General features: G+C 68.6%; 14 protein-coding genes. 7 read left to right on the forward strand and 7 right to left on the reverse strand.

What is annotated here, in order from left to right:
- Positions 1 to 20: 20 nt before the first annotated feature.
- From LO55_RS07195 to tssK, 5 genes are all read right to left on the reverse strand, one after another.
- On the reverse strand, positions 21 to 758 hold the full coding sequence (locus LO55_RS07195; RefSeq protein WP_229410094.1) for a DNA-binding protein: 738 nt from the start codon (positions 756 to 758) through the stop codon (positions 21 to 23).
- Positions 759 to 904: 146 nt separating this feature from the next.
- The gene (locus LO55_RS07200) at positions 905 to 2,395 is read right to left on the reverse strand and encodes a hypothetical protein (protein WP_071360972.1); all 1,491 of its coding nucleotides are present in this window, start codon (positions 2,393 to 2,395) and stop codon (positions 905 to 907) included.
- On the reverse strand, positions 2,392 to 3,624 hold the full coding sequence (locus LO55_RS07205) for a hypothetical protein (protein ID WP_071360973.1): 1,233 nt from the start codon (positions 3,622 to 3,624) through the stop codon (positions 2,392 to 2,394). The genes LO55_RS07200 and LO55_RS07205 overlap by 4 nt, the downstream gene beginning before the upstream one ends.
- 4 nt (positions 3,625 to 3,628) lie before the next feature.
- A complete protein-coding gene (locus LO55_RS07210) occupies positions 3,629 to 3,892 on the reverse strand; it encodes a PAAR domain-containing protein (protein WP_071360974.1) in 264 nt (87 codons plus the stop codon).
- Between the two features lie 25 nt (positions 3,893 to 3,917).
- On the reverse strand, positions 3,918 to 5,270 hold the full coding sequence (gene tssK, locus LO55_RS07215) for a type VI secretion system baseplate subunit TssK (RefSeq protein ID WP_071360975.1): 1,353 nt from the start codon (positions 5,268 to 5,270) through the stop codon (positions 3,918 to 3,920).
- 149 nt (positions 5,271 to 5,419) lie between these two features.
- On the opposite strand from tssK, the gene tssE reads away from it, so the two are divergent.
- The 4 genes from tssE to LO55_RS07235 all read left to right on the forward strand — a co-directional run bounded on the left by tssE (position 5,420) and on the right by LO55_RS07235 (position 9,362).
- Positions 5,420 to 5,938: a type VI secretion system baseplate subunit TssE gene (gene tssE, locus LO55_RS07220; RefSeq protein ID WP_071360976.1), complete on the forward strand. Its 519-nt coding sequence runs from the start codon at positions 5,420 to 5,422 to the stop codon at positions 5,936 to 5,938.
- A gap of 1 nt (position 5,939) precedes the next feature.
- Positions 5,940 to 7,781 carry a type VI secretion system baseplate subunit TssF gene (tssF, locus tag LO55_RS07225; RefSeq protein WP_071360977.1) on the forward strand — a complete coding sequence of 614 codons (1,842 nt, stop codon included), beginning with the start codon at positions 5,940 to 5,942 and terminating at the stop codon, positions 7,779 to 7,781.
- Positions 7,745 to 8,884: a type VI secretion system baseplate subunit TssG gene (gene tssG / locus LO55_RS07230; RefSeq protein ID WP_071360978.1), complete on the forward strand. Its 1,140-nt coding sequence runs from the start codon at positions 7,745 to 7,747 to the stop codon at positions 8,882 to 8,884. Before tssF ends, tssG begins: the two co-directional genes overlap by 37 nt.
- Positions 8,885 to 8,954: 70 nt before the next feature.
- Positions 8,955 to 9,362 (forward strand): DUF2750 domain-containing protein, encoded by a 408-nt coding sequence (locus tag LO55_RS07235; protein WP_005664212.1) that lies wholly within the window; start codon positions 8,955 to 8,957, stop codon positions 9,360 to 9,362.
- Positions 9,363 to 9,371: 9 nt separating this feature from the next.
- Here LO55_RS07235 and LO55_RS07240 read toward each other — a convergent pair whose 3' ends face one another.
- Positions 9,372 to 11,711, reverse strand: coding sequence for a hybrid sensor histidine kinase/response regulator (locus LO55_RS07240; protein WP_071360979.1), 2,340 nt, complete (start codon positions 11,709 to 11,711; stop codon positions 9,372 to 9,374).
- A 221-nt stretch (positions 11,712 to 11,932) separates the two neighbouring features.
- Here LO55_RS07240 and LO55_RS07245 point away from each other — a divergent pair, with 221 nt between their 5' ends.
- Complete coding sequence (locus LO55_RS07245) at positions 11,933 to 14,200, forward strand: PhoX family protein (protein ID WP_083415220.1); 2,268 nt, start codon at positions 11,933 to 11,935, stop codon at positions 14,198 to 14,200.
- 123 nt (positions 14,201 to 14,323) lie between these two features.
- Entirely contained in the window at positions 14,324 to 14,791 is a 468-nt protein-coding gene (locus LO55_RS07250; RefSeq protein WP_071360980.1) for a hypothetical protein, read from the forward strand.
- Here the strand turns inward: LO55_RS07250 and LO55_RS07255 are convergent.
- Positions 14,716 to 15,609: a LysR family transcriptional regulator ArgP gene (locus tag LO55_RS07255; RefSeq protein WP_071360981.1), complete on the reverse strand. Its 894-nt coding sequence runs from the start codon at positions 15,607 to 15,609 to the stop codon at positions 14,716 to 14,718. The genes LO55_RS07250 and LO55_RS07255 overlap by 76 nt on opposite strands.
- Before the next feature lie 95 nt (positions 15,610 to 15,704).
- Between LO55_RS07255 and LO55_RS07260 the strand changes: the two genes are divergently transcribed.
- Positions 15,705 to 16,322 (forward strand): LysE/ArgO family amino acid transporter, encoded by a 618-nt coding sequence (locus LO55_RS07260; RefSeq protein ID WP_005664221.1) that lies wholly within the window; start codon positions 15,705 to 15,707, stop codon positions 16,320 to 16,322.
- Positions 16,323 to 16,345: the final 23 nt, after the last annotated feature.

Below are 16,345 nucleotides of genomic sequence, written 5' to 3' on the forward strand. Positions count from 1 at the left end.
GTATTTCAGCCGACGCAGGCTTATTTGCGTGCGCGCAGGGCTTCGAGTTCGGCGCGCAGATTGCTGCGTTCGCTGCGCGAGTTGTCGAGCATGGTGCGCAATTCCTTGACCTCGGCCGCCAGGTTGTCGCGCTCGGTCGTGACGCCGACCAGCTCCATCTGGGCGCGCAGGCGCGCATCCGACTCGGCCGCGGTGGCCGCCACGTTGCGCTCGAGCTGCTGGCGCAGGTCGGCCAGCTGGGCATCCTTGCCATCGATCGCCAACTGATCCTTGGCCTTGCCGACCAGCGCATCGGCGGCGATCTGGCGCGCATTGCGCAGCTCGGCCGTGAGGCGCTCGATCTCTTCGTTGCGTTCATCCGCGATCAACTGAGCCTGTTCGCGCGCGACCCGCGCATCGCTCAGTTCGGCGTCCAGGCCGTCACGCTCGGCTTCGAGTGCATTGCCGGCCTCGAGCAGCGCATCCATGTCGCTCTCGGCGCGCGCCAGCGCATCGCGCATGCCGGCGCCGGCATCCTGCGCATACTGCTGGGCCCAGCGGCTCAGTTCGGCGAGCAGCTCGGGCGGCATCTCGGCCTTCGGCGGCTCGACCGGTTGCGCATGGCTGGCGCGCCAGGTGGCCAGGTGCTGGTGGATGGTCTTGGTCGAGCCGGCGCCGATCAGGGCGCGCACCGCCTCGATCGTGACTTGCTGCCTGTCGTTCTGGAGAGTGTTGGCCGCCTCGATGACGTCGCCGAGCGTCACGTCCAGGTGTGCCATATCCGTTTTCATACCGCGTCAGAATGTTCGTTGTAGGGCTGTCCATCATACGCTAGACGATGGTTTAGTTGCTCGAAAGCATCTCCCGATACGACCAAGTGTCGCGGATTTGCCGCTATTTCAGGCCGAGGCCGGCGTGGCTGCGATTATTCCATTTCCATGCTGACAAAATTCTCGTCCAGCCAGGCGCCCAGCGCCTCGGTTCCCGGCCCGTCGAGATGCGGCAGCATCGCGGCGTACCAGGCGCGTCCCTCCTCCTGGCCCAGCACGGCGCGGACGATGGGCAGGCTGTTCTGCAGGAAGATGCCGAACAGGGGCGCCCGGCGCACGAACAGCGAGGTGGCATCAAGGCAGCCCAGGCCCGTATAGATCGCGCGCATCTGTTCGAGATACGGCATCGCGCGCGCCGCCTGGCCCGACTGGGTCAGGGCAGTGATGAAGCTGGTCACGATCTGCGGGTCCGGCATTTCGCGCGAGGCGGCATTGCGTTCGCGCGCCCAGGCGATCCACTCTTCGCCGCGCGCCGTGTCGCCCGTCATGGCGCAGCAGCATCCGGTTTGCAGCGCGTTGAAGGCGCTCGGCTCTTCGTCGCACAAGGCGTTCCAGTAGCGCAGCGATTCGGCCCAGCGCCCCAGGCGCGCGCTGGCCATTGCGCACAGGCGGATCGCATCGATGCGCAAGCCGTCTTGCGTGGCTGCGGCATGGGGCATGGCGCCGGCCAGCGCTTCCTCCAGGCGGCCGGCGCCCAGATGGTCGATGGCGTCGGCCAGTTCCGGCGGGTCGGCCTGGGCCGCCCCTGCATTCATTGCGGTCGGTGCGCTGCATTCCTCGATGATCCGTTCGGCATCCATGCCTGGCAGGCGCAGGTAGGCGATGACCGGCCGCATGGTCTTCTTTTCCTTTTTTGCGTCACGCTCGAGCTTCACGTTGTCGATCGAGACGAACGGCTCGCCTGCGGTGCGGTACAGCGTCACCGCGCTGTAGCGTGAGGCGTTCGGCCCGACGCTGGCGCCGAGGATCGACAATAGTTCACCGGGCGCGGTTTCGAGCCGGTGCACGACGACATGGGGTTCCTCGATCCAGGCGAATCTGCGCGGCAGCTCGAACGGCGTCGCCCAGCTGTTGCTCAGCTCGCAGAACGGTTCCTCGGCCGCGTCGCGCGCCAGCGAACGGGGCACGGTGGTCAACAGGATGAATTCGACGACCCAGCCGGCGACCAGCGCGCTGCCCTCGATCCGCATCCCCGCGACGTGGCGCACTTCGTTCTCCGCCAGCACCATCCCGAAGCGCCACATGTCCTGCGGAGCGCCGAGCAGCGATGCGAAGCCGCCCGCGTCGGCGATGGCAAGCCAGGCGGCCCAGTGGGCGTACCAGCCCACGACGCCGATCGCCAGGCCCAGTCGGCCCATCCACATGGGGTTGCGCGCCTTCGCCTGGCGCGCCACCGCGCGCGCGGCCACGCCCATGACGAGCGCGAAGACGCCCATGGCGAGCCAGTTGAGCAGGATGAGCGGCGAGTGGATCGTCAGCCAGGCATACAGCCAGGCCGGAATGACGACGCACGGCGCGCAGGCCGCCGTCGAGACGATCGCCTGCGCCGGCAGGCGGCCCGACGGCACGTAATAGGGTGAGCTCATGGCGTGTCCTGTGGCTTGGGAGCGGGGCGGACCAGGGCCAGCGCGCGCAAGTCCGGCCTGTCGTTGCCCACGCAGAGCAGCGGCGCATCGTGTTCGAGCGCGGCGTGCGCGGCCAGCGCCAGCGCGGCCACGAAGGGCACGGCGCCGCATGCCCCGCAGGCCGGGCCGAGGCGGACGATGTCGCTGGCGTTGTCGAGGTGCGGCGTGATGGCGTCGCCGAATTCCATCAGTTCGAGCGCGTGGCGCGTGTCGGCGCCGGCGTCGGCGACCACCATGGCGATGGCGGCCGGCGCGATCGCTGCGCCCTGCAGCAGGCGCCCGGCGAGCATGTTCAGGCGCTGCGGCGACAGGCGTTTGAGGGTGGCGGATGCCGGATCGCAGGCGTCGGCTTCCAGACTGACGTGCGCAATGCCGGCGCCGTCCGCCGCCGGCGCCAGCAGCAGGCCGGCCGCGCCTTCGCCGGGGATGCGTCCACGCGGGTGAAAGGAGGTGAACAGCGTGCCGTCGGCCGACCAGCGGTCGACCGTCTCCTGGCCGATGTGGGAGCAGAAGGCGAGCAGGATCGTCGCCGCGGGCTCCGCGCTTTTTTCTGTTTGCTGCGCCAGCCGGGCAATGAAGGGCGCAGGAACTGCCGCTTCGTTGACGTCGATGCGCGCCGCGGGCCAGCCAGCCTGCGCCAGCACCTGCCTGCACCACATCGCTGCCGCCTGGCGTTGTTCCACCTGCCAGTCGTCCGGCAGCACCAGGGCCAGTTGCAGCAGAGGCGGCGCGCCTCCGTCCGCGCCCAGCAGCCCTGCCGCGCGGCCGGCAAGCTCGCGCAGGACCGCCGTGCCGAGAACGAGCGCGCGCCACCCCTCGTCGCCGACGCGCGGCGCCGGCGCGGCGCACGAGTCCAGCCAGTCGGCGATCTCTTCGCGCACCGCTTCGTCGCTGGCCTGTTCGCAGCGTGCGCTCATGACCGGGAAACCGTCGTCGTCGACCAGTTCGCGGTCAAGGTCGGCGTCGACCTTGTTGGCGGCAAGCGCGGCGCCCAGTTCTTCGGCGGATGCGCCGTGCGGCGTGCGCAGCGCGCCGGCGAGGATGGTCAAGGCCGGGCAGCGTGGTTCCTGGACGGCGTCCTGCTGCACCGCTGGCGCGGCGGCGGCCTGCGCGACGGCCTGGCGCGCGAGCAGCCTGCCGCCGATGCGGCCGAGCCAGCCCGGGGCCGGCGGCGTAGTCGTGGTGGACATGGGCTCAGACCTGGTCGATGGTGGTTTGCTGGCCGGCGATCAGCGTCGCGCCGCAGGCGGTCTTGTCGCCATGCCGCGCGGCCGCCTTGCCGTCGACGATCAGGGTCGCATCGCCTTCGATGATCGGCCCGGGGCCATGCTTGGGACAGCTCGTTCTGTCGCCCATGCGGGCGATGCCGACGCCGTCGATATCGCTGTTGGGCGAGGCTTCCAGCACGACGCCGCCGTGCGAGGTCTTGTCGCCGAGTCTGATCAGTGCTCCTGCCATGCTTGCTCTCCCTGTATTCAGGACATCAGGACATCACCGCCAGCAGCTCGAGCTTGAGCTCCTTCATGCCGGCCGGGACGTAGATCGAGATCGACTGCGCCTTGAGCATGCGCTCGTACATCGCCCCTTTCGCCTCGAGGATGAAGTAGCAGGTGTCGGGCCGCACGGGGATCGCCGCCGGCGGCTGCGGCGTGTACTGCAGGCGCACGCCGGGCAGCGCCGAGAGCACGAATTTCTCGACGTCGTCCGGGGCGCCGACCTTGAAGCGCAGCGGCGCCACGTCGACCAGTTCCACCGCCGGGATGTCGGCCGAGACGGCGATGTAGAAGGTGGTGTCGTCGTCGATCTTGCCCGAGTCGAGCATGCCGATGTGGTAGCAGGGCCGCACCTCGTTCAGGGCGATGCCGAAGTACTTGGCCGAGATGACGGTGTCAAGCAGTTCGCGGATGATCTGGTGCAGCTTGGCGAAGGCGGGGCCGGGATCGTGGTGCTGGTAGGACGGCAGGTCGGACAGGGTCCAGCTCTTGGAAAAGGTCATCAGGCCGCCGGCCACGTCCAGCAGCGCCTCGAACACGCGCTCGGGGTGCAGCGCCGGCTGGTTGAAGTGGTGCGACAGCGTCGCATAGGCCGAACTGGCCGTGTGCAGCAGCCAGAACGACGACATGTCGCCCGAGCGGAATTCGATGACGTTGCGGGTCGGCTCGCGGTGGTGGCCGTACAGCGCGCCGACCTTGGCCTGCAGCGCGTCGAGCAGGCGGCGCAACTGCTGGAACAGGGCCGGGGCGGCGCCCAGCGACATCGACGGCGGCACCAGCGCCGGATCGAGCTCGAAGCCGCCGGTGGCGCATCTGCGCACGCGCAGCAAGGGAAAGTGGATGTAGGCGTCGCGCGGCTCGAATTCGGACACCAGGCGCAGCGCGCGCTTCAGGTAGGCCAGCTGCACCGGCGCCGCCTGGGTGTAGAGGTCGGGCGTCTCTTCGTTTGCCTGGATGAAGCGGGTCGTGCTGGCGGACTGCGTGGCCGCCTGCCCCGGCTGGACGAAGTTGGCATTGAAGGGCTTGAGTCCCGGCAGCGCCGCGTAATACGTCACGGCCTGCACCGACTGCTGCAGGCCGCTCAGGTCGACGGTGCCGGGCAGCTCGTCGAGGCCGGGCGCCTCGTACAGCTCGCCGTCCTGGAAGCGCAGCGACAGTCCCAGCACGCGCAGCATGCCGCTCGCCAGCGCCTCGCGGTCGATCTCGAGCCCCTCGACCCCCCATGCATACGGGTGCGCCGCCTTGAGGCCCTTGTACAGGCAATGCTCGTGATAGGCATCCTGGCGCTGGAAATGCTGCGGGCGCAGCAGCAGGCCTTCGCCCCAGAGGACTTTGCTGGTCATGGCTGTTGTTCCTTCACCTTGTTCTTTGCGAAAGGAAACGATAACGACGAGATGCTGTTGCGCATGTGAACTTGATCAAAGGTTGGCGCTAAACGCCGTGGCAACATGCTTCGGTGCGCAACACCAGCTTGTGCCAAGGAGGGGGATCGATGAAAGGATTCACGCCGGACCTGTTCGACCGCCTGCTCGGCCAGCCGCTGCGCAATGGCGTGGTAGTGGCGCGCCTGAACGTCGAGGAACTGAAGGATGCGGTCGCGCGCGACCTCGAAGCGCTGCTCAACACGCGCTCGACCATCCAGGACGGCGCGCTGGCCGTCTTTCCCGAATGCGGCAAGTCGATGGTCGGGTATGGGCTGTGCGACTTCGCCGACCGCTCGCTGTCCAGTCCCACCGACCGCGCCCACATCTGCGCCTGCATCGAAAACACCATCGCGCGCCACGAGCCGCGGCTGCAGAACGTGAAGGCGCTGCTCGAGATGCAGGGCGATGCCGGCGCGCCCTCGGTCAACCGCCTCAGTTTTTCGATCACGGCGGTGCTGGTGGGAAGCATGTCGGAGGAGCCGGTCAACTTCGACGCCGTGCTGCAGCCGTCCACGCTCCAGTACAGCATCCGCAAGGCCGGCCGCGCGGGCGCGGCGGCGGCGTCATCGACGATGGCGGGAGCCTGAGTTGGACCGCCTGCTGCCCTATTACGAAAGCGAACTGGCCTACCTGCGGCGCAACCTGCGCGAATTCGCCGAGCGCTATCCGCGCATCGCCGGCCGCCTGGCGATCAGCGGCGAAGTATGCGAAGACCCGCATACCGAACGCATGATCGAGTCGTTCGCCTTCCTGAACGCGCGCATCGCCAAGCGCCTGGACGACGACTATCCCGAGTTCACCGAGGCGCTGTTCGACGTGCTGTATCCGCATTACCTGCGGCCCTTTCCATCGTGCTCGATCGCGCGCCTGGACGTCGCCGCCGCGGCCAAGCAGCAGACCACGGTGAGCACCGTCCCGCGCGGCACCAAGCTGACCACGCGCCCGGTGCGCGGCGTGACCTGCATCTTCCGCACCGTGTACCCGGTCGCGATGGCGCCGCTGGTCCTGAGCCGGGCGGTGTTCTCGCCGATCATCCACGCGCCGGACGCGGTGCGCCTGCCGCCCGGCGCCAGCGCGAGCATCAGCCTGTCCCTGAACGTCGGCTGCGAAGGCGGCGGCCTGGAGGCGATCGACCTGCCGGCGCTGCGCCTGTTCCTCGATGGCGAACCGTCGTTCTGCGCGGCCCTGCGCGACGCGCTGCTGGCGCGCACGGTCGCGGCCTATGCGCAGCCCGAGGGCGGCCACTGGATCGCCCTGCCGGCGCTGCCGGTGCGCGCCGCCGGCTTCGTCGAGGACGACGCGCTGATCGACTTCCCGGCCCGTTCCCACACCGCCTACCGCCTGCTGACCGAATACTTCTGCTTTCCCGAGAAGTTCAATTTCGTCGACCTCGACCTGGCGCTGCTGGCGCGCAGCCTGCCCGCGGGCACGCGCCGCCTCACCGTGCACCTGGCCCTGAACGGGATCCGCAGCGACTCGAACCTGGCGCGCATGCTGTCCACCCTGTCGACCAACAACCTGGTGGCGGGCTGCACGCCGGTGATCAACCTGTTCGCCCAGCGCGGCGAACCGATCCGCCTGACCCATGCCACGGCCAGCTATCCGGTGCTGGCCGATGCGCGCCGCGCCTATGCCTACGAGGTCAACGCGATCGACGAGGTCAATCTGGTGCGCCAGACGCCGCAGGGCGAGACGGTGGTGCGGTTCCAGCCCTTCTATTCGCTCAAGCATGCGCAGACGCCCGAGCAGAACGGGCATTACTGGGCCATGCGCCGCGACGACACGATGGCCGAGCGCAGCCCGGGCTTCGAAACCCAGATCTCGATCGTCGACATCGACTTCGACCCGGCCGACGTCGAGACCACGACCCTGAACCTGGAGCTGACCTGCACCAACCGCGATCTGCCGCTGCTGCTCAGCTACGGCCAGCCGGGCGGCGACCTGTTCCTCGAAGGCGGATCTGGCGTGCGCGAGATTTCCTTCCTGCGCAAGCCCAGCCCCACCTGGCGCTTCTCGCGCGGACGCAGCGCGCACTGGCGCCTGATCTCGCTGCTCTCGCTCAACCACCTGTCGCTGGCCGACGGCGGCGTCGACGCCTTCCGCGAGATGCTGGCCCTGCACGACCTGCCGCGCTCGGCGGCGTCGACGCGCCAGGTCGGCGGCATCAATGCGATCGCCTATGTGCCCACCAGCGCCTGGCTGTCCGGGAACCCCTTCAACTGCCTGGTGCGCGGGGTCGAGGTCAGGATCGCGATCGACGAGGAAGCGTTCGTGGGCAGCGGCATCCATGCCTTCGCCCACATCGTCGAGCGCTTCCTGGCGCTGTACGTGCACGCCAACAGCTTCACCCAGCTGGTGATCGTGTCCCACCAATCCGGAGAGGAGCTGCTGCGATGCGGGCCGAGAAGCGGAGAACTGAGCCTCCTGTGATCGAGCGCCTGCTGCGCGAGCCGTGGCGCTTCGAGTTCTTCCAGGCGGTGCGCGTGCTCGAGCTATGGCTCAAGCGCCGCGGCCGCGGGCCGCACGGCCTGGTGCCCGACATGCTGCGGTTCCGGAACACCCTCTCCCTCGGCTTCCCGGCCAGCCAGCTGGAAGCCATCGAGCCCGAGCTGCGCGACCTCGAGGTCGGCATGCCCTTCGACCTGCCGATCGACGCCGCCGCGCTGGGCGAGGCGGTGCGCGAAGGGACCTTGCGCCGGGTGCACCTGACCCCCGCCTTCATGGGCCTGCTGGGCGGGCACGGCGTGCTGCCGGCCCACTACACCGAGCGCATCGCCGAGCACGCGGCGCGCCACAAGAACGAAGACGAGGACCAGGGCCCGCGCGCCTTCCTGGACGCGTTCTCGAACCGCTCGCTGGCGCTGTTCTACGAAGCCTGGCGCAAGTACCGCTTGCCGTTCAAGTACCAGCTGGACGGCCAGGACGCCTTCCTGCCACTGCTGCTGTCCCTGGCCGGCCTGGGCGACGCCGCGCTGCGCCGGCGCCTGGCCGGCGCGGCCGACGGCGCCGTGCTGGACGAATCGATCGGGTATTTCGCGGCGGCGATCCGGCACCGGCCGGTGTCCGCCGTGCAGCTGGCGCGGGTGCTGTCGGAATACTTCGGCGAACAGGTCGAGGCCGAGCAGTTCGTCGGTTCCTGGTACGACGTGCCGCCGGCGCAGCAGACCACGCTGGGCCAGGACAGCGCCGTCCTCGGCGCGCGCGCGATCGCCGGCGCGCGCGTCTGGCAGCGCAACCTGCGCCTGCGCCTGGTGGTGGGGCCGCTGGCGCATGCCGGCTTCCAGGCCTTCTTGCCGGGCGGCCTAGCGGCGCGGGCCCTGGGGAGCGTGCTGGCGCTGTTCACCGGCGTCGCGCTCGAATACGAGGTCGAGGTGGTCCTGCGCGCCGCCGACGTCCACAACACCACGCTGGACGACCTGCATCCCGGCCGCCTCGGCTGGGACGCCTTCCTGGTGCTGGACGCCCCGCCGGGCGACCGCCACGACGTGCGCTATGACCTGGACGCGGCCGGACGGCCGCCGCACGTCTGCTGAACGCACCTGCCGGCGCCGATGGCGTATCCTGACGATGTCAGGCTTCGCGCCTCAATGAACGGGAATGGTGATGAGCGAACGTATCATCTCGGCGATCAAGCTGGGCGGCCAGCAGCTGGCCGCCGTGGTCACGCTGCCGGGGCCGGAGCGCTACGAGTACTTCATCAAGCGCGTCGCCGACGCGCGCGAGGTGTGGGGGCTGTACCAGGACGGCTGGGCCCTGGCCAAGACCGACGACGGCACCCTGGTGTTTCCGATGTGGCCGGCGAGCGACTACGCCAGCCTGTGCGCCGAATACGAATGGGACGGCTATGACGCCCAGGCGTTCTCGCTCGAGGAGCTGATCGACGAATTGCTGCCGCAGCTGGAAGAAGACCGGGTGTTGCCGGGCGTGTTCTATACCCCGGGCGACAAGGGCATCACGCCGAGCGTGGTCCAGCTGATCGGCGACCTGGAGGACGAGCTGCGCAGGACCTGATTCCGTGTTCTACAACCGCGCCAGCAATTCCTCCACCACCGCCAGCTGCACCGGCTTGGTGAGATGGTGGTCGAAGCCGGCCTCGCTCGAGCGCTGGCGGTCGCTTTCGGCGCCCCAGCCGGTCAGGGCCACCAGCACGATCCCATCCAGTTCCTCCATGGCGCGGATCGCGCGCGCCGTGTCGTAGCCGCTCATGCCCGGCATGCCGATGTCGAGGAAGGCGACGCACGGACGAAACGCGCGCGCCGCCTCCAGCGCCCCGTAGCCGTCGTGCGCCACCCGGGTGACGTGGCCCAACGCTTCCAGGATCATCGACAGCGTCAGCGCGGCATCGACGTTGTCGTCCACCACCAGCACTTTGAGACCGGCCTCGCCGCCGCCGGCCGGGCCGCCGTCGCCGGCCGGCGCGTCCCAACCCAGCGGGCGGGCGGCCTGATCGTCGGACACCTCAGCCAGCGGCAGGCGCACCGTGAACACGCTGCCGGCATTCGCGCCTCCGCTCTCGGCCTTCACGCTGCCGCCATGCATCTCGACCAGGCGCCGTACCAGCGACAGGCCGATCCCGAGCCCGCCCTGCGAGCGGTCGACGGTGCGGCCGATCTGGCTGAACATCTCGAACACGCCGGCCAGCGCGTCGGCGGCGATCCCGACCCCGGTGTCGCTGACGGCGATCACCGCGTCTGGCCCATCGCGCCGCACCGACAGCCGGATGCGCCCGCGCGCCGGCGTGTACTTGGCGGCGTTGTTGAGCAGGTTGGCCACCACCTGGGCGATCCGGGTGGCGTCGGCGTCCACCAGCAGCGGCAGGTCGGGCACGTCCACCTCGAGCGCATGCTGGCCGGCCTCGATCAGCGGCAGGCTGGTCTCGACCGCGCTGGCCAGGATCGCGCGCAGGTCGGCGCGCTGGCGCTTGAGTTCGAGCTTGCCGCCACTGATGCGGGCGACGTCGAGCAGGTCGTCGATCAGGTGCACCATGTGGCCAACCTGGCGTTCCATCATGTCCCTGACCTTGCCGACCGCCGCCGGATTGTCGCCGCCCAGGCGCATCACCGCCAGGCCATTGCGGATCGGCGCCAGGGGATTACGCAGCTCGTGCGCCAGCGTGGCCAGGAACTCGGTCTTGCGGCGGTCGGCCTCGGCCAGGTCGTCGGCCAGCCGGCGCAGCTCTTCCTCGGAGCGCTTGCGCGCCGACACGTCGGAAAACAGCAGCGCCACCTTGCGGCTGTCCGGGCCGCCGATGCGGTTGGCGTAGACGTCGAACCAGCGGCCCATGGCCGGCGCCTCGTTCTCGAAGCGCGCGGGGATGCCGGTCAGCGCCACCCGGCCATAGGTTTCGAACCAGAAGTCGTCCAGGCCGGGCAGCAGCTCGCGCGCGGTGCGGCCGGCCGCATCCACCAGGCCGGTATGGCGCTCGAACATCGGGTTCATCTCGAGGAAGCGGTAGTCGACCGCCTTGCCGGCTGCGTCGAAGATCATCTCGAAGATGCAGAAGCCCTGGTCGACCGACTCGAACAGGGTGCGGTAGCGTTCCTCGCTGGCGCGCAGCTGTTCCTGGACCTGTTCGCGCTCGGTGGTGTCGAGCACGATCGCGACCAGGCCCTCGAACTCGCCATCGGGCCCGCGCAGCGCATTGACGCTGCTGGTGGCCGAGACCAGCGAGCCGTCCTTGTGCAGGTAATACTTGTCGAGCGCCACGCCGGCGGCGCCGGCCTTCAGGCGATCGAGCGCGTCCTGGGTCTGGGCGCGCGACTGCGGCGCAGTGACCTCGGCCACGCTCATGCCGAGCAGCTCGGCCTCGCTGCGGCCCACCATCGCGCAATACTTCTGGTTGGCCAGCACGATGCAGCCTGCGGTGTCGATCTGGACCACCCCGGTGGAGGCCTGGCTGACGATCTTCTCGAAGCGCTCGCGGCTGGCGTGCAGCACGCGCTCGGTCTCCTTGCGTTCGGCATCGAGCCGCACCTGCTCGGTGATGTCGCGCGCGATGACCAGCAGGCGCGTTTCCTGGTCGCCGGTCGCGGCGGTGCGGGTGACCATCACGTCCCACCATTTGGGCTTGCCCTTGACCGTCGGACAGGCGGCGCTGAAGTGCCCGGTGCCGCCGGCGCGCGCTGCGTCCAGGGCCGCCTCGATGGCTGCGTGCGACGGCTGCGGCCAATATGCCTTCCACGGCTTGTCGCCCACCGTCCCGGCGTCGTCGATCTCCATCGAGAGCAGGCCGTTGCGGTTGATCGCCAACACCATGCCGTCCATGTCGAGCAGTTTCACGCAGTCGGGTATGGCTTCGAACAGGGCCCATCCCAAGGTGATCGTGTCCTGCTGCGGCGTGGGGGCGCGGTTTTCCTGCATCTGTCTGTTTCCGGTAAAACGTCATCTATACCACAACGGCCCGGCCGGGAGCGTCCGCGTCCGGTGAATGACACATAAATATTAAAAATGCCGCTAAGAAAAGCACAAGCGTGCCGCACCAGTGTCATCAAACTGTGACCAAACTGTCACGGAGTCGTCATGTTGCCTTACTACCATTTAGTGGCTTTCCTTTCCCACACTAGAAAACAGGATCCACTTCCGTGAACAAGCCGACCGATTTCGCCCGCATGCCTGTCGACCACGACGACATCGATTCGAACAACTCGTCGAACGAACACTTCAGCACCGTCCTCCAGACCCGCCTGAGCCGCCGCAACATGCTGCGCGGCAGCGCTGCGACGGCCGCGACCGCCCTGCTCGGCAGCTTCGGCCTGACCGCCTGCGGCGGTTCGGACGACGATCCTGTCACCCCGCCGACCAACCCGCCGACCGGCACCACCCCGCCGCCGGCGCCGGTCGAGAAGCTGCTCGGCTTCACCGCCGTGGGCAAGAGCCTGGCCGACACCGTCGTGGTCCCGGCCGGCTATACCGCCACCGTCCTGTACGCGCTGGGCGATCCGCTCACCAGCAGCACCCCGGCCTACAAGAACGACGGCACCGATACCGATTTCGAAAACCGCGCTGGCGACCACCACGACGGCATGGAATTCTTCTCGCTGTCCGACAGCGGCGGCGTCTCGACCACCGGTGCCACCCGCGGCCTGCTGGCGATGAACCATGAGGCCACCACCAATGAAGGCCTGCCGTCGTTCTTCGTGCACGCCAACGGCGGCACCAATGCGCTGCCGCGCCCGGCCCTCGAGGTGGACAAGGAAATGGCCCTGCACGGCCTGTCGGTCCTCGAAGTGCGCAGCAACAACGGCAAGTGGGAATACCTGAAGGGTTCGAACTTCAACCGCCGCGTGCACCAGCAGACCGAAGTCCAGATCTCGGGCCCGGTGCGCGGCAATGCCCTGGTCAAGACCAAGTACTCGCCGGACGGCACCAAGTTCCGCGGCACCATCAATAACTGCGGCACCGGCCGCACCCCGTGGAACACCTATCTGTCGGGCGAGGAGAACTGGGCCGGCTACTTCACCCGTTCGAGCACCGACAACGCCGCGCGCGGCGACAAGAGCGTCGCTTCGCTCAACCGCTACGGCATGTCGCAGGGCGCGTCCTCGCGCCACGGCTGGGAAACCGGCGGCGTGGACGACAAGTACCAGCGCTGGGACATCAGCAAGAAGGGCACGTCGACGGACGGCACCGACGATTACCGCAATGAACTGAACGGCGAAGGCTACATCGTCGAGATGGACGCCTACGACAAGACCCGCCCGCTCAAGAAGCGCACCGCGCTGGGCCGCTTCGCCCACGAAAGCGCCTCGTTCGGCCGCCTGACCGCCGGCCAGCCGCTGGCCGTCTACATGGGCGACGATTCGCGCGGCGAATACATCTACAAGTTCGTGTCGACCGCACCGTGGAACCCGGCCGACGCCGTCGCGCTCGATCGTATCGCCACCGGCGACAAATACCTCGACAGCGGCAAGCTGTACGTCGCCAAATTCAATGCCGACGGCAAGGGCCAGTGGATCGAGCTGACCATCGCCAACAGCGTCATCGCCAACTACGCGAACTACAAGTTCGCCGACCAGGCCGACGTGCTGGTCAACGCCCGCCTGGCCGCCGACGCCGTCGGCGCGACCAGGATGGACCGTCCTGAATGGTGCGCGGTGAACCCGGCCAACGGCGAGATCTATTACACGCTGACCAACAACAGCAACCGCCGCGTCGAGCCGAGCAGCTCGAGCCAGGTCGCGCCAGACGCCGCCAACCCGCGGTCGTACACCGACATGAAGGGCTCCACCGCCCAGCTGGGCAACTCGAACGGCCACATCATCCGCGTGCGTGAAGACGCCGCCGGCTCGACCGCCACCAGCTTCGCCTGGGACGTCTACCTGTTCGGCGCCGAAGCCGCCGCCGACGCCGCCCGCATCAACCTGTCGGGCCTGACCGCCGACCAGGACTTCTCGAGCCCGGACGGCCTGGCCTTCAGCAACTCGACCGGCATCTGCTGGTTCCAGACCGACGATGGCGCCTACACCGACGTCACCAACTGCATGATGGTGGCCGGCCTGCCGGGCAAGGTCGGCGACGGCAAGAAGGTCACCCTGAGCTATCCGAAGACCGACGGCTCGACGCTGAGCGTCGACACCTTCGTGGGCAAGGCCGCCAGCGCCGACACGCTCAAGCGCTTCCTGGTCGGCCCGGTCGGCTGCGAACTGACCGGCATCACCGAGACCCCGGACGGCAAGGCGCTGTTCGTCAACATCCAGCACCCGGGCGAGAACACCGCCGCCGCGAACGTCGGCGACGCCAGCAAGTACACCAGCCAGTGGCCGGCGAACGCGGGCTACGGCGCCGGCCGCCGCCCACGCTCGGCGACCCTGGTCATCACCAAGAACGACGGCGGCCGCATCGGTTCGTGATGTAACGCTGTAAGGCGTGAAAGGGCCGGTTGCATACGCAGCCGGCCCTTTCTTTATTGTGCGCAAGATGGGGCAGTCCGGCCCGTGTCAGCATCAAGCGGATCGTTCAACCGGGAGTCCGCCATGCCTGCCCTGCCGCTAACGACCTACCTGCGCCTTGCGCGCGCCAGCGCCGCCTACGACGTCGTGCAGATCCTGCCCTTCGCCACGCCGTGGACCTTCGCCCTGCTGCTCGACTGGCTATCCGGCATGAACGTGTGGCTGGGCGGCGCGCCGCTGCCGCCGTTCGCGCCGCTGCACCTGTTGTTGTCTTCTCTCCTTGGCACGCTGGTGCTGCTGTGGTGCGCCGTGCGCCTGAAGGAGCCCAGCCTGCGCCTGGGCCGCTTCGACGGCGTCGGACGCCTGCTGTTCGCATTCTGGATCGGCTGGGCGATGCTGAAGGCGGATCTGCCGGTGCTGTGGCTGTTCCTGGTCCCCGAGCTGCTGTGGGGCGTGGCGCAGTGGTGGCCGGTCGCTCAGGCGAGCGGCAGCAGCACGCCGCGCGCGGCCTTCACCAGCGCCGTGCCCATGCGCTCCAACCGCGGCGGCTGAATGCGCCAGGCGTGCCAGTACAGCGGCACGTCGTGGTACAAGGCCGGGGCCAGGTCGACCAGTTCGCCCGTTGCCAGCAAGGCGCCGCACTGTTCCTCCGGCAGCATGCCATAGCCCATGCCGTGGCGTACCGCGTGCACGAAGGGATCGCTGGCGGGCACGTAGTGAAACGGATAGGCGCCGTCCGGCAGGCCGAAGTGGGTGAGCAGAAAAGAAGACTGCATCGCATCCTTGCGGTCGAACACCACCAGCGGCGCGCGCTGGGCCGCCCTGCGCGTCATCCCGTCCGGGAACCAGCGCCGCGCAAAGTCGGGCGAGGCCACCATCCGGTAGCGCATCATGCCGAGCGCTCTGGCGCTGCAGCCGCGCATCGGCTCGATCTCTCCCGAGATGCAGGCCACCGCATGGCCGCCCTCCAGCAGCGCGAAGGTGTGGCCCTGGTTGTCGAGGACGAATTCGACCAGCAGGCCTTCGGCATCGAGGATCGGCGCCAGCACCGGCAGCAGCCAGGTCGCCAGCGTGTCGTTGTTGACGGCCAGCGTGACCCGCGCCGGGCCGGGATCGTCCTTCATCCCTGCCAGGAATTCCGACTCGAGCAGGGTTGAGCGGCGCAGGTACTGCAGCAGCCGCGTGCCGGGCGCGGTCGGGCGGCAGGGACGGCTGCGCACCAGGAGCGGTGTGCCCAACTCTTGCTCGAGCGCCGCGATGCGCTGCGAGATCGCCGACGGCGTGACCTTGAGCTGGGCGGCGGCGCCCTCCAGGCTGCCGCAATCGACGGCGGCCACGAAGGCGGCGCTGCGGCGGGGATCGATCGTCATGAATTAGATTTTCTTAAGTGGCCTGAATATTCATGAATATAATTGAAGTGGACCAGCCGGGCTGGGATAGTGGCGCTTTTCACAAAGAGGCGGCCATGTTCTCGCATCAAATCTATCTGCAGGGGCTGGGCCTGGGCGCCGGTCTCATCATGGGGATCGGCGCCCAGAACGCCCATGTGCTGCGCACGGCGGTGCGCGGCCGGCACGTGCTGCCGACGGTGCTCACCTGCATCGTGGTCGACGTGATCCTGATCGCCGCCGGCACTGCCGGCCTGGGCGCCCTGATCGAGGCGTCGCCGCTCTTGACGTCGGTGGCGCGCTATGGCGGCGCCGCCTTCCTGCTCTGGTATGGCCTGCGCTGCTGGAAGAGCAGCCTGCGCGGCGGCGCCTCGCTGGCCGCCGATCCGGCGGCGCAGACCCAGACCCTTGGCGCGGCGCTGGCGACCGTGCTGGCGCTGTCGCTGCTCAACCCGCACGTCTATCTCGACACCGTGGTGCTGCTGGGCGCCGTCGGCAGCAGCCTGGCGCTTGAAGAGCGCGGCTCGTTTGCCCTGGGCGCCATCACGGCCTCGATCCTGTGGTTCACGGCGATCGGTGTCGGTGCGCAGCGCTTCGCCCCGGTGCTGGCGCGCCCTGGGGTCTGGCGCGTGTTCGAGGCGCTCACCGGGGCCATGATGCTGGTGCTGGCGGCGTTGCTGCTGACAGACAGCTGAGCAAAAAAATGGATGGGTGAGAA

Origin of the sequence: Massilia timonae (assembly GCF_001866515.1) — a bacterium.
In the GTDB taxonomy this organism is placed as follows: Bacteria; Pseudomonadota; Gammaproteobacteria; order Burkholderiales; family Burkholderiaceae_D; genus Telluria; species Telluria timonae.